The sequence below is a fragment of the Curtobacterium sp. MCLR17_043 genome (assembly GCF_003224215.1).
Lineage (GTDB): Bacteria > Actinomycetota > Actinomycetes > Actinomycetales > Microbacteriaceae > Curtobacterium > Curtobacterium flaccumfaciens.
The window spans coordinates 114,866-136,222 of sequence record NZ_QKLH01000008.1; the positions used below are offsets into that span (position 1 = coordinate 114,866).

General features: G+C 70.8%; 17 protein-coding genes and 1 tRNA gene. 11 read left to right on the plus strand and 7 right to left on the minus strand.

Features of this window, described 5'->3' with window-relative positions; translation table 11 throughout:
- Positions 1–111 precede the first annotated feature (111 nt).
- Complete coding sequence (gene nudC, locus DEJ03_RS09730) at positions 112–1,047, plus strand: NAD(+) diphosphatase (protein ID WP_110864458.1); 936 nt, start codon at positions 112–114, stop codon at positions 1,045–1,047.
- The gene (locus DEJ03_RS09735) at positions 1,044–2,810 is read left to right on the plus strand and encodes an ATP-dependent helicase (protein WP_181422674.1); all 1,767 of its coding nucleotides are present in this window, start codon (positions 1,044–1,046) and stop codon (positions 2,808–2,810) included. The genes nudC and DEJ03_RS09735 overlap by 4 nt, the downstream gene beginning before the upstream one ends.
- On the opposite strand, the gene DEJ03_RS09740 is transcribed toward DEJ03_RS09735, so the two are convergent.
- Both DEJ03_RS09740 and DEJ03_RS09745 read right to left on the minus strand, forming a co-directional pair.
- The gene (locus tag DEJ03_RS09740; RefSeq protein WP_110864459.1) at positions 2,701–3,558 is read right to left on the minus strand and encodes a TOMM precursor leader peptide-binding protein; all 858 of its coding nucleotides are present in this window, start codon (positions 3,556–3,558) and stop codon (positions 2,701–2,703) included. The two genes, DEJ03_RS09735 and DEJ03_RS09740, sit on opposite strands and share 110 nt — an antisense overlap.
- Positions 3,559–3,618: 60 nt before the next feature.
- Positions 3,619–5,037: a zinc-dependent metalloprotease gene (locus DEJ03_RS09745; protein ID WP_110864460.1), complete on the minus strand. Its 1,419-nt coding sequence runs from the start codon at positions 5,035–5,037 to the stop codon at positions 3,619–3,621.
- 152 nt (positions 5,038–5,189) lie between these two features.
- Between DEJ03_RS09745 and DEJ03_RS09750 the strand changes: the two genes are divergently transcribed.
- The 4 genes from DEJ03_RS09750 to DEJ03_RS09765 all read left to right on the plus strand — a co-directional run bounded on the left by DEJ03_RS09750 (position 5,190) and on the right by DEJ03_RS09765 (position 10,632).
- A complete protein-coding gene (locus DEJ03_RS09750) occupies positions 5,190–6,299 on the plus strand; it encodes a PDZ domain-containing protein (protein WP_110864461.1) in 1,110 nt (369 codons plus the stop codon).
- A 165-nt stretch (positions 6,300–6,464) separates the two neighbouring features.
- Complete coding sequence (locus DEJ03_RS09755; protein WP_181422675.1) at positions 6,465–9,455, plus strand: UPF0182 family protein; 2,991 nt, start codon at positions 6,465–6,467, stop codon at positions 9,453–9,455.
- Positions 9,456–9,518: 63 nt separating this feature from the next.
- Positions 9,519–9,595, plus strand: a tRNA-Met gene (locus tag DEJ03_RS09760).
- Between the two features lie 197 nt (positions 9,596–9,792).
- Positions 9,793–10,632, plus strand: a complete 840-nt coding sequence (locus tag DEJ03_RS09765) for a carbon-nitrogen hydrolase family protein (RefSeq protein WP_110864462.1) — start codon at positions 9,793–9,795, stop codon at positions 10,630–10,632.
- A gap of 32 nt (positions 10,633–10,664) precedes the next feature.
- Here DEJ03_RS09765 and DEJ03_RS09770 read toward each other — a convergent pair whose 3' ends face one another.
- Positions 10,665–11,873 carry an aminotransferase class I/II-fold pyridoxal phosphate-dependent enzyme gene (locus DEJ03_RS09770; protein ID WP_110864463.1) on the minus strand — a complete coding sequence of 403 codons (1,209 nt, stop codon included), beginning with the start codon at positions 11,871–11,873 and terminating at the stop codon, positions 10,665–10,667.
- Between the two features lie 191 nt (positions 11,874–12,064).
- Between DEJ03_RS09770 and DEJ03_RS09775 the strand changes: the two genes are divergently transcribed.
- The 5 genes from DEJ03_RS09775 to DEJ03_RS09795 all read left to right on the plus strand — a co-directional run bounded on the left by DEJ03_RS09775 (position 12,065) and on the right by DEJ03_RS09795 (position 18,300).
- Positions 12,065–14,053: a S1C family serine protease gene (locus DEJ03_RS09775; protein WP_258370703.1), complete on the plus strand. Its 1,989-nt coding sequence runs from the start codon at positions 12,065–12,067 to the stop codon at positions 14,051–14,053.
- 182 nt (positions 14,054–14,235) lie between these two features.
- On the plus strand, positions 14,236–15,279 hold the full coding sequence (locus DEJ03_RS09780; RefSeq protein ID WP_110864464.1) for a glycosyltransferase family 2 protein: 1,044 nt from the start codon (positions 14,236–14,238) through the stop codon (positions 15,277–15,279).
- A 4-nt stretch (positions 15,280–15,283) separates the two neighbouring features.
- Positions 15,284–16,105, plus strand: coding sequence for a CDP-alcohol phosphatidyltransferase family protein (locus DEJ03_RS09785; RefSeq protein WP_110864465.1), 822 nt, complete (start codon positions 15,284–15,286; stop codon positions 16,103–16,105).
- 44 nt (positions 16,106–16,149) lie between these two features.
- A complete protein-coding gene (locus DEJ03_RS09790) occupies positions 16,150–17,025 on the plus strand; it encodes a glycosyltransferase family 2 protein (RefSeq protein WP_110864506.1) in 876 nt (291 codons plus the stop codon).
- Positions 17,026–17,067: 42 nt separating this feature from the next.
- The gene (locus DEJ03_RS09795; protein WP_110864466.1) at positions 17,068–18,300 is read left to right on the plus strand and encodes a CDP-glycerol glycerophosphotransferase family protein; all 1,233 of its coding nucleotides are present in this window, start codon (positions 17,068–17,070) and stop codon (positions 18,298–18,300) included.
- A gap of 47 nt (positions 18,301–18,347) precedes the next feature.
- On the opposite strand, the gene DEJ03_RS09800 is transcribed toward DEJ03_RS09795, so the two are convergent.
- The 4 genes from DEJ03_RS09800 to DEJ03_RS09815 form a co-directional block, all read right to left on the minus strand.
- Positions 18,348–18,650 (minus strand): hypothetical protein, encoded by a 303-nt coding sequence (locus DEJ03_RS09800; RefSeq protein WP_071405447.1) that lies wholly within the window; start codon positions 18,648–18,650, stop codon positions 18,348–18,350.
- A 116-nt stretch (positions 18,651–18,766) separates the two neighbouring features.
- Positions 18,767–19,537 (minus strand): ABC transporter ATP-binding protein, encoded by a 771-nt coding sequence (locus DEJ03_RS09805; RefSeq protein ID WP_110864467.1) that lies wholly within the window; start codon positions 19,535–19,537, stop codon positions 18,767–18,769.
- Positions 19,537–20,361: an ABC transporter permease gene (locus DEJ03_RS09810; RefSeq protein WP_220034128.1), complete on the minus strand. Its 825-nt coding sequence runs from the start codon at positions 20,359–20,361 to the stop codon at positions 19,537–19,539. The genes DEJ03_RS09805 and DEJ03_RS09810 overlap by 1 nt, the downstream gene beginning before the upstream one ends.
- 44 nt (positions 20,362–20,405) lie before the next feature.
- Positions 20,406–21,101, minus strand: a complete 696-nt coding sequence (locus DEJ03_RS09815) for an NTP transferase domain-containing protein (protein WP_110862735.1) — start codon at positions 21,099–21,101, stop codon at positions 20,406–20,408.
- Positions 21,102–21,357: the final 256 nt, after the last annotated feature.

Here is a 21,357-nt window from a genome sequence, read left to right on the forward strand (position 1 = left end):
TCAGGGTAGGCGCGTGTCGCGTGCACGGCTGCACGCCACGCTGTTCGGCGGCCCGCACGCCCACCGCACGTCTCCTGCACGTCCGCACCCGATCCGAGGAGCTCTCCCGCCGTGACCGTCGAGTTCGCCGCCCGGCTCCCGCTGTCCCGCAACGAACTCGACCGCGACGCCGAGTTCCGCACGACCGACGACGTCGAGCGTGTCCTGCGCGAGGACGAGCGCACCCGGTACCTGCCGGTGCGTGGTGCCGAGATGCTCCGGAACGCCGACGGCACCCTGCGCTTCGTGACCGCGACGGAGATCCCGGTCGACACCGTGACCCTGTACCTCGGCCGTGCGGTGTCGGACGCCGTCGATGCCCCGGCGGGTACCCGCTTCGTCGCCGCCCTGATCGACAGCGCGACGGCGACCGCGATCGAACCCGACGACGACGCCTGGCAGAGCCTCCGGATGTTCGGCACCGAGCTCTCGCCGCGCGACCAGGGCCTGGCGGTCGAAGCCGTCGCGATGGCCAACTGGCACGCCGTGCACGGCTTCTCGCCGCGCACCGGCTCACCCACTGCCGTTGTGAGCGGCGGATGGGTCCGCCGCGACCCCGAGGGACACGACCTCTTCCCGCGTACGGACGCGGCGATCATCGTCGGGGTCGTCGACGCCGACGACCGGATCCTGCTCGGTTCCAACGCCGCGTGGGACGCCGACCGGTACTCGCTGCTGGCCGGGTTCGTCGAGCCGGGGGAGTCGCTCGAGGACGCCGTCCGCCGCGAGGTCTGGGAAGAGTCCGGCGTCCGTGTCGAGGAGCCCGAGTACCTCGGCTCGCAGCCGTGGCCGTTCCCCGCGTCGCTGATGGTGGGCTTCCGCGCCCGCGCAGCCGGCGGTGACCCGACGACCGCCCGCCCCGACGGCGTGGAGATCCTGGACGTCCGGTGGTTCTCGCGCGACGAGATCCGCGAGCGCGCCGGCGACACCCTGCTGCTGCCGGGACGCACCTCGATCGCCCGCGCCATCATCGAGGAGTGGTACGGCGGGCCGCTGGACCTGCCGTGAGCGTCACCGGTCCGCGCGGTGCACCGGGTGCCGGGGCAGTCGAACCCCGGCCGCCCTCGCCCGACGAACTGCTCGCCGCGCTCGACGCCGAGCAGCGGACGGTCGCCCGCACCCTGCTCGGTCCGGTCGCGGTGCTCGCCGGCGCCGGGACGGGAAAGACCCGCGCGATCACGCACCGGATCGCCTACGGCGTCGCCACCGGGACCTACGCGCCGAACCACGTCCTCGCGCTGACGTTCACGACCCGTGCCGCCGGCGAACTGCGGTCGCGCCTGCGCGCGCTCGGGGCCGGGACGGTCCAGGCGCGCACCTTCCACGCCGCCGCGATGGCGCAGCTCAGCTACTTCTGGCCGGACACCGTCGGCGGGCACGCCCCCAAGATCGTCGAGTCCAAGGGGCGGATGATCGCCCACGCCGCGGACACGGTCGGCATGAACGTCGACACCCCGGTGCTCCGCGACCTGGCCGCCGAGGTCGAGTGGCGCAAGGTGCAGATGCTCTCGCTCGACGAGTACGAGGCCGCCGCCGCCGACCGGGCGATGCCGCGCGACACCACGCCGCGCCGGGTCATCGACCTGATGAAGGCGTACGAGCGACTGAAGGACGACCGGCGGCAGTTGGACTTCGAGGACGTCCTGCTGGCGACCCTCGGCATGGTCGAGTCCGAGCCCCGCGTGGCGTCGTACGTGCGGCAGCAGTACCGGTTCTTCGTCGTCGACGAGTACCAGGACGTCTCGCCCGTGCAGCACGACCTGCTGCGGGCCTGGCTGGGCGGCCGTGACGACCTGTGCGTCGTCGGCGACGCCAGTCAGACCATCTACTCGTTCGCCGGCGCCTCGAGCGACTACCTGCTCGGGTTCGGGTCGGAGTTCCCGCGCGGGTCGGTCTTGCGCCTCGAGCGGAACTACCGCTCCACCCGCGAGGTCGTGTCCGCGGCCAACACGCTGATGCGCGGCCAGCCCGGCGCGCTCGACCTGGTGGCCCAGAGCCAGGAACCGGGCCCGGAACCGGTGGTGCTGGCCTGCGTCCACGACGGTGACGAGGCACAGACCATCGCCCGGCGCATCGCCGAGCTCGTCGGGGCCGGAGCGTCCTACGGGGACTGCGCCGTGCTCTTCCGCGTCGGAGCGCAGTCCGCTGCGCTCGAGTCCGCGCTCGGCCGGAACGGCATCCCCTACCGCGTGCAGGGCGGGACCCGGTTCTTCAACCGCCCGGAGGTCAAGCTCGCCGTCCACCACATGCGCGGCGAGGCGATCCGGCAGACCGACGACGAGCTGACCCGACGGGTCCGGCTGGTGCTGCAGGTCAGCGGCTGGACGGAGACGCCGCCGGAGGGCACCGGCGCAGTCCGTGAGCAGTGGGAAGCGCTGCAGGCGATCATGGGCCTGGCCGAGGACGCCCCCGCCGGCACGACGATGCAGCAGTTCACCCAGGACCTGGTGGACCGTGCGGCGACGCACCACGAGCCCGAGGTCGATGCCGTCACGCTCGCGACGCTGCACTCGTCGAAGGGTCTGGAGTGGCCGCACGTGGTCATCGCCGGCGCCGCCGAGGGGCTCCTGCCGATCTCGCACGCGTCGACCGACACCGAGGTGGACGAGGAACGACGCCTGTTCTACGTCGGGCTGACGCGCGCCCGCCGTTCGGTCACGATCACGTGGTCGCAACAGGGCTCCACGCGTGGGGGAGCCCGGGCTCCGAGTCGGTTCCTGGCAGCGCTCGGCACGCGCACCGCGGATGGGGCCGGACCGGCGAACGGCTGACCGACAGGTCGTCGCGCTCGAAGACGAGCTGGTCGGGCTCGGCTCGTTGCGTCCGGAGCGGGAGCCGTTCCAGCAGCATCCGCGTCGTGGCGGCGGCCACCGCCGCCGCCCGCCACGGTGACAGCGGTGCCGGGTGCCGCCCCCACACCTGAGCGGCGATGGCCGGCCAGGCCGGGTCGTCGTCGACGCGTGCGTACTCAGCACACTGGAGGCACGGCCCGGCCCCCGGCACGACGAACGGACCGAGACGGACGCGTCCGTCGCCGACGACGACCGCCAGGTGCGGCACGCCCCGGCGGGTCCACACGGCGCGGAGCGCCGGGTCGACGACGTGGTCGGCCACCACCACGGCGAGGCGCGGTTCGGGCTCGGGCAGTACGATCGGGCCCCCGGCGGGCGCGGTGGTGCGGCTGACCGTCACGCCCTCGCCGGACAGGAACGTCGCCACGGTGTCGGCGAGGACACCGGCGCCGTGCACCTCGATGCGTTCGAGCGGCTCGGGCAGGACCTCGACCACCGCGGGCGACGCGGCACCGAGCACACCGGCAGCACGTTCCGGCGAGCACCCCGACGCGGCCGCCAGGCCTGCCAGCACGTCGTGGCCGGTCTCGCGTCGCAGACCGTTGAGGAACCGTTCTTCCCCCGTGGTGGGCACCGCGACGACGGCGCGTGGAGGATCGACCCCGAGCTGGACCGTGGCGGGGTCACGCCAGACGAACTCGAGCGTCGGATCGATGCGGATGCCCATGACCCCACGGTGCCGGAGTACGCGGCACGCGTGGGGTCACCAGGGGGATCTGTGGAGAACTCAGCGGGGCTGATCGCCCGTGTCGTTCCCGGGCTCGTCGCCCGCTCCACCCTCGGGGTCGTCGGCCACGCGGCCGGATTCGTCCTCGTGCGGACGCGCACCGGTCGAGTCGTTCAGCAGGTCCTCGAGGGCCTTGTCGAACGCGTCGTCCTCGTCGGTCTGGGACGGGTTCCGCAGCCGTGCGACGAGGGCGTCGGGTGCGTCGACGTCGTCCGAGGTCGGCACCAGGTCGAAGTGCGACCAGAGGGCGTCACGCTCTTCGGCGCCGAGCTCGTCGGTCACCCGCTGCCACATCGCGGCGGCTTCACGTAGACGACGCGGACGCAGCTCGAGGCCGACGAGTGTCGCGAACGCCGACTCGGCCGGGCCGCCGGCCGCACGGCGACGGCGCACCATCTCGGCGATCGCTCCGGCCTTGGGGAGACGGACGGTGGCCGCGGCGGTGACCGTGTCCACCCAGCCCTCGACCAGGGCGAGCATCGTCTCGAGCCGGGCGAGCGCGGCGTCCTGCTCGGCGGTCCGCGGCGGGATGAGGGCACCCGAGGCGAGTGCGTCGCGCAGCTGCTCCTGGTTGGTCGGGTCGATGTCGGCCGCGAGTTCCTCGACGCGGTCGAAGGGGATGTGGATGCCCCGCGCGTAGTCCGTGATGGACGAGATGATGTGCAGCCGGAGCCACCGTGCCGACCGGAAGAGCCGGGCGTGGGCGAGTTCGCGGACCGCGAGGTAGATGCGGACCTCGTCCTCGGAGACGTCGAGGCCCTCGGCGAACTCGGCGACGTTCTGGGGCAGGAGCGCTGCGACCTGCTCGTCGAGGAGCGGCACGCCGACGTCACCGCCGGAGACGACCTCCTTCGACAGCTGCCCGACGACCTGGCCGAGCTGGATCGCGAACAGTGCCCCGCCGATGCCGCGCATCGCCTTCGAGACGTCTCCGAGCATCGCCTTGAGCTGCTCGGGAGCACGCTGGTCGATCGCCTCGGTCAGGGCATCGGCGATGCTGAAGGCCACCGGCTCGGCGATCTGCGTCCACACCGGGACGGTCGCCTTGGCCCACTGCTCACGCGTGTAGAGGCTCGGGGTCGCGGTCAGCTCGGCGACCGTCGTGACCTCGTCGAGCCACAGTGCAGCGACCTGGAAGGCCTGGTCTGCCGCCTGCGAGGTGGCCGGGTCGACGGGGTGGCCGCCGTCCCGAGCGATCGCGGTGGCGCGTTCGGCGGTGGCCGAGAAGTCGATGCCGTCACCGCCGGACTGCGCGGCACGCTGGAGCTGGCTCATCAGGTTCGCCACGGAGGCCGGGTCGTTCGGCAGACCGGCGGCACCGGCGAGCTGCGACGGGTCGATCTGCCCCTCGCCCGAGAGCAGCTTGCGCAGCATCTCCTGGAAGTCGTCGTCCGGCCCCGGCTGTGGTTCATCAGGCATGCCGACTACGCTAATCGCTGCTCACGGGGCCGCACCTGGGATGCCCCCGTGGGAACGCCCGAAGCGCTGCGCCCAGGGCGAACAGCCCCGTCGCGAGACGTGGGCGACCACCCTGCCGCCAGGCGCGGGTGCCCACCTCGGAAGGACTCCGCGTGACCCTCTTCGCCCCCGCGCCCCGTCGTCGCTCGCGTGCCCGGACCGTCGGGTGGGCCTTCCTGATCGGCGCGGTCGTGCTGGGACTGCTGGCGAGCCTGCTGCCGAGCCCGTACCTCATCGAGGTCCCCGGGCCGGTCTACAACACCATCGGCACGCAGGAGCAGGGGACGGGCAAGGACGCGAAGGACGTCAAGCTCATCCAGGTGTCCGGCCACGAGACGTACCCGACGGCCGGCGCCCTCGACATGCTCACCGTCGGCATCCAGGGCGACGCCACGAACCGCCCGTCGTGGACCAGCGTGATCCGCGCGATCTTCACCAGGTCGCAGGCGGTGATCCCGGTCGAGTCGATCTACCCGAGCGGCACCACGACCGAGCAGGTGAACGAGCGGGACTCCGCCGACATGCAGGCGTCGCAGCAGTCGGCCGTTGCCGCCGCGCTCATCCAGCAGGGGAACGACCTGCCCACCGAACTCGAGGTCAGCGCCGTGCAGGAGGGCTCAGCGGCCGACGGCGCGATCGAGAAGGGCGACGTCATCACGGCGTTCGACGGCAAGTCGCTCACGACCAACGCCGACGCGGTGAGCCTGCGTGAAGCCGTCGCGCAGCACGGCACCTCGAGCCCCGCGACCGTCACCGTCGAACGGGACGGCGCGACGAAGGACGTCCGGGTGACGCCGCGCAGCGAGCAGGGCACGGCGCTGCTCGGGGTCGGCGTCACCGAGCGCTACGAGTTCCCCTTCAAGGTGTCGATCCGCCTGCAGGACGTCGGCGGTCCGTCCGCCGGCATGATGTTCGCGCTCGGGATCATCGACGAGATCACGCCGGGCAAGCTCAACGGCGGCAAGCACGTCGCGGGCACCGGCACGATCACGGCAGACGGCGAGGTCGGGCCCATCGGCGGGATCCGGCAGAAGCTCTACGGCGCCGCGGACGCGGGCGCCACGGTGTTCCTCGCCCCCGCGGACAACTGCGACGAGGTCGTCGGGCACGTGCCGGACGGGCTCGACGTCTACAGCGTCTCCACGCTCGACCAGGCCGTCACCGACCTGCAGACGATCGCCGACGGCGGGAGCACCGCGAAGCTCGCCCGCTGCGGGTCCTGACCCGGTCCTGAGTCCCCGTACAGGTTCACGCTCGGTCCGGTCCCATAGGATCAGTGTCACTGACGGCCCGCCGCGAGCCGGGCCCGCCGGTCCGACACGTCTGGAGCACATCAAGTGACGACAACCTCGTCCACCTCGGGGCGGCGTTCGCCGCGGGTCCCCATCGTGGTCACGATCATCGTGCTGGCCGCACTGGTGATCGCCTTCTTCATCTTCGCCAGCCTGTACACCGACTACGCGTGGTTCGCGCAGCTCGGGTTCCAGCAGGTCCTCACCACCCGGTGGATCGCCGGGACCCTGATGTTCCTGGCGGGCTTCCTCGGCATGGCGGTCCCGGTCTTCGTGAGCATCGCGCTCGCGTTCCGGTTCCGGCCGGTCTACGCGAAGCTCAACTCGCAGCTCGACCGCTACCAGCAGGTCATCGAGCCGCTGCGGCGCGCCGTGATGATCGGCATCCCCGTGGTCCTCGGCATCTTCGCGGGGCTCTCGACCGCGGGTCGCTGGAGCATGGTCCTCGAGTACTTCAACCGCACGCCGTTCGGCAAGACCGACCCGCAGTTCGGACTGGACATCGGGTTCTACGTGTTCGAGCTGCCGTTCTGGCGCTCGATCGTGGCCTACTCGTCGGCCGTCGTCCTCATCGCCGGCCTCGCCGCGCTCGCTGCGAGCTACCTCTACGGCGCGCTCCGCTTCGGTGGTCGCGAGGTCCGGATCTCCCGTGCTGCGCGAATCCAGCTGGCGGTCACGGCGGCGCTCTACATCGCGCTGCAGGCCGTCAGCCTCTGGCTCGACCAGTACGCGGCGCTGACGAAGTCGAACTCGCTTATCACCGGTGCCCAGTACACCGACGTCAACGCAGTGATCCCGGGCCGCGAGATCATGGCGGGCATCGCGGCGATCGTCGCGCTGCTCTTCATCGTCACGGCGGTCATCGGCCGCTGGCGCATCTCGATCGTCGGGACGGGCCTGCTGCTCGTCGCCGCGATCGTCGTCGGCGGCATCTACCCGTGGGTCGTCCAGCGTCTGCAGGTGAAGCCCTCGGAGCGCACCTTCGAGTCCGCCTACATCGAGCGGAACATCAAGGCCACGCGAGACGCCTACGGTGTCGCCGGTGTCGAGGAACAGAACTACGACGCCACGACCGAGACGAGCTCGGGTGCGCTCGCGAAGGACGCGCAGACCACGGCCAACATCCGTCTCATCGACCCGAAGATCGTCTCCGACACGTTCAGCCAGCTGCAGCAGTACCGGCAGTACTACCAGTTCCCGAAGGAGCTTGACGTCGACCGCTACGACGTCAAGGGCGAGACCGAGGACACCGTCATCGCGGTCCGCGACATCGACCTCGCCGGGCTCAGCTCGGCCGCGAACACCCAGTACAACCGGGCGTTCGTCTACACCCACGGCTACGGCGTCACCGCGGCCTACGGCAACCAGCGCGCGAGCGACGGCAAGCCGGTGTTCCTCGAGTCCGGCATCCCGTCGAACGGTGCACTGGGCGACTTCCAGCAGCGCGTGTACTTCGGTGAGACCTCGCCGCCCTACTCGATCGTCGGTGCGCCGAAGGGCACGAAGGACGTGGAGCTCGACTACCCGTCCGGTTCCGACGACGACAACGGCGGCAACGCGACCACCACCTACGCCGGCGACGGCGGTCCGAGCCTCGGCAACTTCTTCAACCGGCTCGTCTACGCCGCGAAGTTCCAGTCGGAGCAGATCCTGCTCTCGAACGCGGTGAATAAGGACTCGCAGATCCTCTACGACCGCGACCCGATCACCCGCGTGCAGAAGGCGGCGCCGTACCTGACCGTCGACAGCGACGCCTACCCGGCGATCGTCGACCACCGCATCCAGTGGGTGGTGGACGGATACACCACGAGCGACGCGTACCCGTACTCGCAGAGCCAGAGCCTGTCGGACAGCATCGCTGGCGCCGAGTCCTCGACGTACCGCACCGACCAGGTGAACTACATCCGGAACTCGGTGAAGGCCACCGTCGACGCCTACACGGGCAAGGTGACGCTGTACACGTGGGACACGAAGGACCCGGTCCTGAAGACGTGGAAGAAGATCTTCCCGACGTCGATGAAGCCGGTGTCGAGCATGAGCGCCGAACTCCTCGACCACGTGCGGTACCCGACGGACCTGTTCAAGGTGCAGCGCTCGATCCTCGGTACGTACCACGTGACCAACGCCAACTCGTTCTACTCGGGTGACGACGCGTGGAACACCCCGCAGGAACCGACCAGCACGGCGACGTCGGACAGTGACGCCGACACCGCGGCGACGTCGACGAACGCGCTCGGCGCGCAGACGACGACGACCGCCAACAGGGCGAACCTGCAGGACCCGTACTACCTGACGATGAAGGTGCCGGGGCAGGGGACGGCGTACTCGCTGTACACGACCTACATCCCGCAGCAGTCGGCCGGGGCGAACAACCGCAACGTGCTGACCGGCTACCTGGCGGTGAACTCCGACGCGGGTGGTGCCGGCAAGGGCGAGAAGGCGTCGGGCTACGGCAAACTCACGCTGTTGACGATGCCGAAGACCGACAACATCCCGGGCCCCGGGCAGGTGCAGAGCCTCTTCAACGGTGACTCGACCGTGTCGCAGGAGCTGAACATCCTGAAGCGGGGCAACTCGACCGTGAAGCAGGGCAACCTGCTCACGCTGCCGGTCGGCGGTGGGTTCCTCTACGTGCAGCCCGTCTACGTCCAGTCGACCTCGAGTGGTTCGTACCCGTTGCTGCAGAAGGTCCTCGTGGCCTTCGGCGACAAGATCGCGTTCGAGGACACCCTCGACGAAGCGCTGAACTCGCTGTTCGGCGGCGACTCCGGTGCGGCGGCCGGCGACTCCGGCGCAAGCGGCAGCGACAGCGGTTCCGGTTCCGGTTCCGACAGTGGATCCGGTTCCGACACGGGGTCCGGTTCCGACACGGGTTCCTCGGGCTCCGGCTCGACCGGCTCGACCGGCTCGACGGGTTCCGGCTCGACCGACAACGACGCTCTGCAAGAAGCCCTGGCCGACGCCAAGGCAGCCCTGCAGGACCGCCAGGAGGCCTACGCCGACAACGACCTGGTGGCCGCGGCGGAAGCCGATCAGCGCCTCCAGGACGCGATCGAGGCCGCCACGGCAGCCGAGAACGGCAACTGACACACCGTGGCGGGGCACTCGATTTGTGTCCCGCCACGGCCCCGTGTAGGCTTCTAAACGTGCCGCGGGGTGGAGCAGTTCGGTAGCTCGCTGGGCTCATAACCCAGAGGTCGTAGGTTCAAATCCTGCCCCCGCAACCAAGCGTCACACGAAGGCCCCGGTCCAACAGGACCGGGGCCTTCTTCGTGTCCCCGACGCGAGACGCCCGGCGCAGGACGCCCGGCGCAGGACGCCCGGCGCAGGACGCCCGGCGCAGGACGCCCGGCGCAGGACCCCCCCGGCGCAGGACCCCCCGCCGCAGGCCCGCCCGCCGCAGACCCCCGGGTACGCTCACCCCATGGCCACCCTCACGATCGCGGCGGCGCAGTTCGCCCCCGTGGACGACCCCGTCGCCAACCTCGACACCGTGCGCACCGCCGCCGTCGACGCGGCGGCCCGTGGCGCCGATCTCCTCATCACGCCGGAGTACACCTCGTACTTCGCCGCCGACATCGACGATCGGTTCGTGGCGGCCGCGCAGCCCCTGGACGGTCCGTTCGTCTCCGGCCTGCGTGAAATCGCCCGCGAGACGGGCATCGCCCTGATCGTCGGGGTCGCCGAGTCGGCGGACACGCCGGAGCGCTTCCGGAACACCCTGGTCGCGGTGCTCCCGTCGGGCGACCTGGCGGCGACGTACCGGAAGGTCCACCTCTACGACGCCTTCGGCTCGCGGGAGTCGGACCGCATCGAGTCCGGCGACCCGGAGCAGCTGCCGGTCTTCGAGCTCGGCGGAGTCCGCGTCGGGCTCGAGACCTGCTACGACCTGCGCTTCCCCGAGGTCACCCGGCGCCTCGCCGCTCCCGAGACCGGCGCGGCCGACGTCGTCGTCCTCCCGGCGGAGTGGGTGCGCGGCCCCGGCAAGGAGCACCACTGGCGCACGCTCCTCACCGCCCGCGCGATCGAGAACACCGTCTGGGTCGTCGGGGTCGGGCAGACACCGCCCATCGGGATCGGTGGCTCGGTCGTCCTCGACCCGTCCGGCGTCGCGGTCGCCTCGGCGGGTGCCTCGCCGGGCACGCTCACCGCCACGATCGACACCGCCGTCACGGACTCCGTCCGTCGGGTGAACCCGTCGCTGTCGCTGCGGCGCTACGACGTCGCACTGCGCACCCTGCCTGGAGGCCCGGGGCAGCCCTGACGCGTCGGTCGCGTCCCCGACGCGGTCGCGTCTCAGGCGCCGGGGCGCGCTCCGAGGGTCGCCAGGCGTGCGGCGGCGTCCTCCAGGACACTCCGACGCTTGCAGAACGCGAAGCGCACCAGGGACCGGTAGCCGGAGACCCGGTCTGGGCGGACGAACGCCGAGACCGGCACGCCCGCGACTCCGGCCAACGCGGGCAGTTCGAGGCAGAAGGCACGGGCGTCGTCGTACCCGAGCGGCGCGGCGTCGGCGAGCACGAAGTACCCGCCGTCGGGCCGCATCACGTCGAAGCCCGCCGCCGTCAGTCCGTCGGCGAGCAGTTCGTGCTTCGCGCGCAGGTCGGCGGCGATGCCGGTGAAGACCGCGTCGGGCAGGCGGAGTCCCACGGCGACGGCCGGTTGGAAGGGCGCGCCGTTCACGAACGTCAGGTACTGCTTCACCGTCGTGATCGCGTCGACGAGCGCCGGGGGAGCGGTGAGCCAGCCGACCTTCCACCCGGTCGTGTTGAAGGTCTTGCCGGCGCTCGACACCGACACCGTCCGCTCGGCGGCACCGGGCAGGGTCGCGATGGGCGTGTGCGGGACGTCGAACGTCAGGTGTTCGTAGACCTCGTCCGTGATGATCACCGCGTCGCGCTCGGTGGCCAGGTCGACGATCGTCTGCAGCACCTCGGTGGGCAGGACCCGCCCGGTCGGGTTGTGCGGGGTGTTCACGAGCACGGCGCGGGTGCGGTCGGTGAAGGCCGCGCGGAGCGTGCGGTCGTCGGGCAGGAAGTCGGGCGCGGTGAGCGGGACCGTGACGTGCACGCCGCCGGCCAGCCGGATGAGCGCGCCGTAGGCGTCGTAGAACGGCTCGAAGGTGATCACCTCGTCACCGGGTTCGACCAGCGCGAGGATCGTGGCGGCCAGCCCCTCGGTGGCGCCGGCGGTGACGAGGACCTCGCGGTCGGGGTCCACCTCGAGCCCGTACCACCGCTGCTGGTGCTCGGCGATCGTCGACCGCAGGTCAGGGGTGCCCCGGCCCGGCGGGTACTGGTTCACGCCGTCGCGGATCGCCTGCACCGCGGCCTCGAGCACCTCGGCCGGCCCGTCCTCGTCGGGGAAGCCCTGCCCCAGGTTGACCGCGCCGGTGCTGGCGGCGAGGGCGCTCATCTCGGCGAACACCGTCGGTGCGGGGACCCCGTCCGGTCCCAGCAGCATCGCTCCGTCGGCGGCTCGCAGCCACGGTCCTGCCTGGCGCATGTGGTTCCCTCCCGTGCGGGCGACGACGTGTCGCGCTGAACGGACCCCAACCTAGCTGTCCGTCCCGCGGCGGACCGGGCCACCGTGTACAGCGCACGCATAAGATCGCCAGGGGTGGCTCGCAGCCTCGCCAGAAGGACCGCTCAGGTGCTTGCGACAGACTGCACCAGCTTGAAAGGAGCACGTCCAGCATGACCGACACCACGCCCAGCGGGCAGGGCGACGACCGCCGTCCGGACGATGCGGCTCCGCCTGCCGCCAGTGAGGACGCCGCAGCAGCGGCCACGAGAGGGAACACGTCGATGCCGAACGACTCCGACCAGCCGGACGAGACCCCTCGCCCGAACCAGAACCAGAACCAGAACCAGAACCAGAACGACGAGACGACCCCGGACCACACGGACGTGATCCCGTCGTCGACGGACCACCCGACCGACCGCTACACCGCGCCGTACCCCGCCGTCTCCGGCGACTCCTCGGGGGCGCAGCAGGGCGGCTACGGCCAGCAGACGTCGCCGTACGGCCAGCAGTCCCAGCAGAGCCAGAACCCGTACGGCCAGCAGTCGCAGTACGGCCAGCAGACGCCGCAGGCCCAGAACCCGTACGGCCAGCAGTCGCAGTACGGCCAGCAGACGCCGCAGGCCCAGAACCCGTACGGCCAGCAGAGCCAGTACCGCCAGCAGCCCCAGAACCCCTACGGGCAGCAGAGCCAGTACGGCCAGCAGCCCCAGAACCCGTCCGGCCAGCAGTCCCAGTACGGCCAGTCGGGCGGCGAACGCCCCCGCTACGGCGAGTACGCCCAGCCGACGTCCTCGACCGCTCCGAGCTCGTCCTCCGAGTACGCGAACCCGTCCGCGCAGGCTCCGCAGTCAGCCACGAGCGCGTTCGGTGACGTCGACGGCGCGAACCAGCGCAACGGTCACTACTTCAGCGACGACGCCTCGGGCGCCGCGGCGACCACGACGACCAAGGACCGCTCGGGCCGCAACCGGCTGCTCCTGCCGGTCATCGCCGCGGTCATCGCCGGTGGTCTGGTCGGCGGCGGTGCCGGTTGGGCCGTCTCCTCGGGCAACGACGGTGGCGGCGTGGTGTCCTCCGGTTCGTCGCAGGGCGGCAACCTGACCGTCAACGACTACGACTCCGCCACCGTGGTCACGGCCGTCGCGGCACAGGCGACCCCGTCCGTCGTCACCATCAACGTGTCCGCGAGCAACGAGGCCGGCACCGGTTCCGGCGTGGTGATGAGCAAGGACGGCTACATCGTCACGAACACCCACGTGGTCACCCTCGACGGCGACAGCTCGAACGGCCGGATCACCGTCACGACCTCGAACGGCAAGATCTACGCGGGCAAGCTGATCGGTACCGACCCGACGGTCGACCTCGCGGTCATCAAGATCGATGCGACGGACCTCAAGCCGATGGAGTTCGCGGACTCGTCCAAGCTCAACGTGGGCGACACCGCGGTCGCGATCGGCGCGCCCCTGGGCCTGTCGAACACCGTCACCGACGGCATCGTCTCGACGCTGAACCGCAGCATCCAGGTCACCTCGAGCGCGCCCAGCGAGGGCGGCGACTCGAACGAGGGCGGCAACGGCGGCTCGGGTCCCTTCGACTTCTGGGGCAACGGGGACAACGGCAGCAGCTCGTCCGCGAACACCACCGTCTCGCTCCCGGTCATCCAGACCGACGCATCGATCAACCCGGGCAACTCCGGCGGTGCGCTGCTCGACTCGAAGGGCCGACTGATCGGCATCAACGTGGCGATCGCCTCGGCCGGCAGCTCGTCGTCGTCGGAGTCGGCCGCCGGCAGCATCGGCGTCGGCTTCTCGATCCCGGCCAACCTGGTCAAGCGGGTCGCGAACGAGATCAAGGACAACGGCTCGGCGACCCACGGTCTCCTCGGCGCGACGGTCGGCGACGCCACCGAGGACGCCAGCGCCACCCAGGTCGGCGCCCTCATCAAGTCGGTGTCCAACGGCGGTGCCGCGGCGAAGGCCGGTCTGCAGAAGGGCGACGTCGTCACGAAGATCGGTTCGGCGTCGGTCTCCGACGCCACCGACCTGACCGCGCAGGTGCGCTTCTTCGCGGGTGGCGCCTCGACGACGATCAGCTTCGTCCGCGACGGCCAGACCCGCCAGGCCGACGTGAAGCTGGGGACGTTCGACAGCAAGGGCTGACGCCACCACACGACGGACAGGAGGCCCGGGGCACGACGTGCGCCGGGCCTCCAGTCCGTCACGGGGCGCGTCCCGCGTCGACGCAGGTGGGCGGTTCGGCCTCTTGATAGGCTCATGGTCGCTCTGCGGGGCGGCACCGCCCCGGTGCGTCCCGTGCCGCCAGCCAGCACCCCGAGGTACGCATGCAGTCAGACGGACAGCCCCTGCCGGGCGTCTCGTACGTGATGCCCGTGCTCAACGAGGTCACCGAGGTCCGGGCCGCCGTCGGCAGCCTGCTCGACCAGGACTACACCGGCCCGTTCGAGGTCATCCTCGCGCTCGGGCCGTCGATCGACGGCACGAACGAGCTCGTCGCCGAGATGAGCGCTGCCGACCCCCGGATCCGCGCGATCGACAACCCTGTCGGGTCGACGCCCGCCGGGCTGAACGTCGCGATCCGTGCGTCCGTGCACCCCGTCGTCATCCGGGTCGACGCGCACTCGGTCCTGCCCACCGACTACACGCGCATCGCGGTGCGCACGCTCCTCGAGTCCGGTGCAGACAACGTCGGCGGCATCATGCGCGCCGAGGGCCGCACCCCCTTCGAGCGGGCCGTCGCCCTGGCCTACGGCAGCCGTGTCGGGCTGGGTGGCACGCCGCACCACGTCGGCGGCACCGCGGGCCCGGCCGAGACCGCCTACCTCGGCGTGTTCCGACGCGAGCGGCTGTTCGACGTCGGACTCTTCGACGAGGGCATCAAGCGCGGACAGGACTGGGAACTCAACCGGCGGCTGCGCCAGACCGGTGGGACCGTCTGGTTCACGCCCGAACTCGTCGTCACGTACCGCCCGCGGCCGAGCCTGAAGCGCCTGGTGCGGCAGTTCGTCGCCACCGGGCTGTGGCGCGGCGAGCTCGCCCGTCGGTTCCCGGCGAACAACGGCCTGCGCTACTTCGTGCCGCCGGCCATGGTGGTGGCGATGGCGCTGGGCATCGTCGCCGGGCTCGTCGGCATCGTCGGCGCCGTGCTCGGCACGCCGCTCGCCTGGGCGCTGCTCGGGTTCGTGGTGCCCGTCGTCTACCTGCTCTTCGTCGTCCTGGGGTCGATCGCCGTGGCGTGCCGCTCCGGGTTGCCGACGCTCCTCTGGCTGCTCGTCGTGCTGCCCTGCATCCACGTGGGCTGGGGGCTCGGGTTCATCATCGGGTTCCTGACCCGCACGTCCGAGCTGACCACCCACACGGGACGGTGACCGAATGACCGACCAGCCCACGACCGGCCGCGGATCCGCACGGCCGACCTCGATCGCCGAGCTCCGGGCCGTCGCCCAGCCGGACGAGGTCCGTGCCCGCGCCAACGCCGAGCACTGGACGGCCTCGCTGTACCTGCGCGACGTCTCGCCGTACCTGACCTGGGTGCTCCTGAAGACCCGTGTCAGCGCGAACCAGGTCACCGGCCTGATGATCCTGGTGGGCTGGAGCGTCGCCGCCGCCCTGCTCATCCCCGGCATCTGGGGTGCCGCGCTGGCGCTCGTGCTCGGCCAGCTGCAGATGCTCGTCGACTGCTCCGACGGCGAGGTCGCCCGGTGGCGCGGCACGAAGTCGCCCGCCGGGGTGTTCCTCGACAAGGTGGGGCACTACACGACCGAGGGCCTGATCCCGGTCGCGCTCGGCATCCGGGCAGCCACCTGGCCGATCCACGACGCCGACTGGATGTGGACCACGATCGGCTGCGCACTCGGCCTGGTCATCGTGCTGAACAAGGCCCTCAACGACATGGTGCACGTGGCCCGCGCGAACGCCGGGCTCGACAAGCTCGTCGACCGGCGGGACGCCTCAACCGCGCCGTCGGGTCGGAAGCTCGCATCGCTCCGCCGTCTGGCGAAGTTCCTGCCGTTCCACCGGCTGTACCACTCGGTCGAGCTGAGCATGCTCGCGTTCGTCTTCGCCCTGCTCGCCCTGGTGATCGGCGACCCGCTCGCCAGCCGGATCCTGGTCGGTGCGCTGTTGCCGCTCGCGGTGCTCGCGACGGTCGGGCACTTCCTGGCGATCATCGCCTCGAAGCGGGTCAAGGCGTGACCGAGGACACGACCGTGCCCGGAACGCTGCGCCGCCACGCGGTGGTGCACCGCGGACGACCGCGCGTCGCCGTCGTGAGCCTGTCGCAGGGCACCCGGCCGGACGACCTGCGCCGCGGGCTGGACAGCGTGCTCGCGCAGCAGGACGTCGAGCTCGACGTCGTCTGCGTCGGCAACGGCTGGGCGCCGACCGGGCTGCCGGACGGCGTTCGGGCGCTCGCCCTGCCCGAGAACGTCGGGATCCCGGCCGGGCGCAACGCCGGGGCCGAGGTCGTCGACGGCGACTACGTGTTCTTCCTCGACGACGATGCGTCGGTGCCGTCGCCGACGTTCCTGCGCGACGCGATCGCGGTGTTCGAGCACGATCCGTCGCTCGGCCTCGTGCAGCCGCGGGTCGTCGACCCCACTGGCGCCGCGAACCCCCGCCGGTGGGTCCCGCGGATCCGGAAGGGCGAGCCGGACCACTCGTCGCCGGTCTTCTCGGTCTGGGAAGGCGCCGTCGTGCTGCCGATGGACGTGTACCGGGCGGTCGGTGGCTGGGGTGCCGAGTACTTCTACGCCCACGAGGGCATCGAGCTCGCCTGGCGCGTCTGGGACGCCGGCCGTCGGACCTGGTACGCCGGGGACCTCGTCGCGCACCACCCCGCGATCGACCCGGCCCGGCACACCGAGTACTACCGGTTGAACGCCCGGAACCGGGTGTGGCTCGCTCGGCGCAACCTGCCGGCGGTGCTGCGACCGCTGTACGTGGGGTCGTGGGCCGCGATCCAGATCGCGCGCTGGTGGCGTCACCCCCGCCGACTGGCCACCTGGTTCGGTGGGATCCGTGAAGGATGGACGACCGACTGCGGTCCGGTCCGCCCGATGGGCTGGCTCACAGTCGCACGGATGACCATCGCAGGGCGGCCGCCGGTCGTCTGACCCGCCCGCCCCGTACCGCCCGAGCAGACCCGGAGAAGGACCATGTCGATCATCAGCGACCTGCGGACCGCACTGCGGCTCGTCGAGCGACTCCTGACGTCGCGGCGGAGCCGGCGGCAGCTCGCACAGCGACTGCCGTCCGCGACGAAGCCGACGCCCGGTTCGGTCGAGATCGCCGTGTACTTCGCCGACGGTCCGGTCAACATGTACCAGGTGCGCCAGTGGTACGCGCCGCTGGCCGAACTCGCGAAGACGCACCCGGTGGCGATCGTCTCGCGGAGTCCGGGCACCATGCTGACCCTGCTCGACGAGTCGCCCGTGCCCGCGGTCTACGCCCGGCAGGTGATCGACCTCGAGCACTTCGTCGACACCCAGGCGCCGAAGGTGGTGCTGTACGTCAACCAGAACGCCCGCAACTTCCAGATGATGCGGTACGGGCGGATGTGGCACGTCTTCGTCAACCACGGCGAGAGCGACAAGATGTACATGACCACGAACCAGTTCAAGGCGTACGACTACGCCCTCATCGCGGGGGACGCAGCACGCGATCGTCTGGCGGAGGCGCTGTGGGACTACGACCTGGACGCCCGGACCATCGCGATCGGACGCCCCCAGGCCGACCACTTCGCCGGAGCGGCCCCGTACCCGGACGACGACCGGACCGTCGTGCTCTACGCCCCGACGTGGGAGGGCGACCGCGGTGCAGCGGCGTACGGGTCGATCGCGTCGCACGGCACGGTCATCGCCGAGCAGGTGCTGGCGTCGCCTCGCCACCGCCTGGTCTACCGCCCGCACCCGCGCAGCGGTGTGCTCGACCCGGCGTACCGCGCGGCGCACGAGCGGATCGTCGCGGCGATCAGTGCGGCCAACGCCGCCGACCCCGCCGCGCACCACCTGTACGACGACGGCGGTGACCTCGGCTGGCAGCTGGCGGACGCCGACGTGGCGATCACGGACATCAGCGCGATGATCTACGACCGGCTGGCGGTCGGCAAGCCGCTCATCGTCACGCGACCGGTCTCGCCGGAGGCCGACGTCGACGAGCGGGGCTACCTGAGCGACGCGAACTGGCTGACCGCGGCTGACGCCCCGTCGGTGCTCGCCCGGGTCGACGCGGCCGCGAGCGACGCCGAGGAGCTCGCACGCCTGCAGCACTGGGTCGCACGGTACTTCGGCGACACGACCCCGGGTGCCGCCACGGAGCGGTTCCACGAGGCAGTGGAGTGGCTGCTCGAGCGGTGGCGGACCGTCGCGGCCGAACGCGACGGGCGCTGACGGCCGGTCGTCACCCCGGGTGCTCCGTGGCGCAGGTCGGCGCAGGGTCACGGCTGGAGCCCCGGCCCGACGAGTGACATCCGCCAGAGGTACTCGGACCGGTCGGGCCGACGCCACCGCACGATGACGACCCCCGTGTCCTCGGGGTCGGCGCCGAACACCGCCAGCGACAACGACCTGCCCGGGTCGAGGCGGCGCACCGCGAGCGGCGGGCAGTAGCCGTTGCCCAGATGGGTGAGGGAGAGCCCGTCGACCGGCTCGGGGCCGGTGTTGACGAGGTCGTACCGACGCGGTGCGTGCGATCGGTCGACGGCGAACGGGACGGCGTACGCGGTTGGTGGGTGGTGCATGGGTGGAACGTTAGGGGGAGGGTCCGACGGCGGGACCCCGGGGGCGCGCACGAGGGCCGGGGCTGTGGAGGGAGCCAGCGATACCGGTGTTGGTGCAGGGGGAGTACCCCGGCCGGTCAGGAGCCGTAGTCGGCCGCGTACCGGGCCAGCGCGGCCTCGATGGTGCCGTCGAGCTGCAGACGACCCTTGTCGAGGTACAGGCCCCGGTCGCAGAAACGACGGAGGTCCTTGTCGCTGTGGGAGACGAAGAACAGCGTCCGTCCGCCGGCCAGGAGCTGCTCGATCCGCTTGTAGCACTTCTCGCGGAAGGCCTTGTCGCCCACCGCCAGCACCTCGTCGACCAGGATGACCGGTTCGTCGAGCCGCGAGATCACCGCGAACGCGATGCGGACCTTCATGCCGCTCGACAGGTGCTTGTACGGGGTGTCCACGAAGTCCGCGATCTCGGCGAAGTCGATGATCTCGTCGAAGGCGTCGCGGATCTCGGCCCGTGACATGCCGTGCAGGCCCGCCGTCAGGTACACGTTGTCGCGCACCGTGAGGTCTCCGACGAAGCCACCGGTGATCTCGATGAGGGGGGCGACACCGGCACCCACGTCGACGCGGCCCTCGTCGGGCAGCATGACCTGGGCCACGAGCTTCAGCAGGGTCGACTTGCCCTGCCCGTTCCGCCCCACGACGCCGATCGCCTCGCCCGGGCGGACGTCGAACGAAACGTTGCGGAGCGCCCAGAACTCATCGGCACGCTTGCGGCGCCCGCGTCCGGCGAACAGGTCCTTGAAGTTCCGGTTCGCGCGGCGGTTGCGCTTGAAGCAGATGCCGGCGTCGCGCACCGAGATGACCGGTGCGACGGTCTCGGTGCGACGGGTCTGGTCGGTCGCGGTCATCACAGCTCCTTCAGCACGCGGTGCTCGCTGCGGCGGAACACCGCGAAGCCGATCACCAGGACGATGCCGGTCACGACCACCGAGGCGCCGACCTCGAGCCAGTCGAGCTGGCCGGGGAAGAACGCCGCGCGGTACATGCCGAAGATGCCGGTGAGCGGGTTGATCGCGGCGATGTCGCGCAGGGCGGAGGGCAGCGCGTGCGTGCCGTAGATGATCGGGGACGCGTAGAACAGGAACCGCAGCACGAGCTTGGTGGCGCGCTCGAGGTCACGGAAGAAGACCACGAGCGGTGCGACGATGAGGCCCAGACCGTAGACCAGCGCGCACTGCAGCACGATCGCCAGCGGGAAGAACACGACCTGCCAGTGCAGGTGGGCGCCCGTCGCGATCGCGAAGGCAGCCAGGACCGGCAGGCTCAGCAGGAACTCGATGCCCTTCGACGCGATGATCCGTGCCACCCAGATGGTGCGGGGGATGGTGGTCGAGCGGATGAGCTTCGATTCCTTGATGAACGCCCGGGTGGAGTCCGAGACGCCGCCGGTGAACCACATCCACGGCAGCAGCGCGGACAGCAGGAACACGATGTACGGATCTTCACCGACCGAGCCGCGGTGGAAGACCTGCGTGAAGACGAACCAGTAGATCCCCGACATCACGAGCGGGTCGAGGATCGACCACACGTAGCCGAGCGCCGACGTCGAGTAGCGGACCCGGAGGTCGCGGACGGTCAGCAACCACAGGGCCTGACGATAGCGCCGAACGGCGCTCCGGGCCTTCGCGGGTGCGGGAGCCACGGGCGCGGTCGGCGCACTCGCTGTGGTCACGGTTTCCCTTCGGGCGGAACCGCCGAGGGGGTCCTGACGGTGGTTCAGGCGAACAGGTTGTTCGCGCGCTCGAGGTCCTCGGCGAAGTCGATCTCGACCGCGTACAGGTCGGAGATGTCGATCGGCGTCCAGCGTAGCCCGTCCTCGGCGATGGCAGCCTCGATGCCGCCCTCGAAGTACTCCTGGTCGTCGACGCGCCCGAGCTGGCGGATGAGGGCCTGCTTGTCGGCGGCGGAGACGTAGTTGATGCCGACGGCTTCGCCGAGACCCCCGACGACCTGCTTGGAGAGCTTGTGGATGAAGCCCTCGGCGTCGACGGTGTACTTGACCTCTTCGTCGGAGACCTTGTCGGTGTTGACGCTGACGAAGGAACGGCCCTCGTCGATCATGTCGGCCGCACGGACGAGCGCCATCGGGTCGAAGACCACGTCGCCGTTCATCCAGAGGACACCGCTCTTGCCGGTGGCCTTGAGGGCACGCAGCAGGCTCTTCGAGGTGTTGGTGGAGTCGTAGGACTCGTTGTAGACGAAGTTCGCGTCGGGGAACGCCTCGACGATGTGCTCCGACTTGTAGCCGACGACGATCGTCACGCGGGCGCTCGAACCGAACGCGGCGCGGATGTTGTCGAACTGCTGCTGCATGATGGTGCGGCCGTCACTGAGCTCCGTGAGCGGCTTCGGCAGGCTGCGGCCGAGACGGCTGCCCATCCCCGCTGCGAGGATCACGATCTGCGTGGTCATGCTGGTCCCTTCTGGTGTCCGCCCGCGCACCCTGGGGTACGGGCGGGCCTCGTCGAGTCTGCGCTTCCAACGTCCGAGTTGCCCGAGAACCGGTCGCGTCGACGTGGTCGTCGCAGCGAGGAGGCTGCCGGGATCGCCTGCTGGAGCAGGTTTCCAAGTGGTGAACACTCCTTCGTGCCCTGGTGAATGATACGGAAACACCCCCTCGTGGGGTACGGGTCTGCGTGCTTCGTACTCAATTCGTGACCCTGGCCGC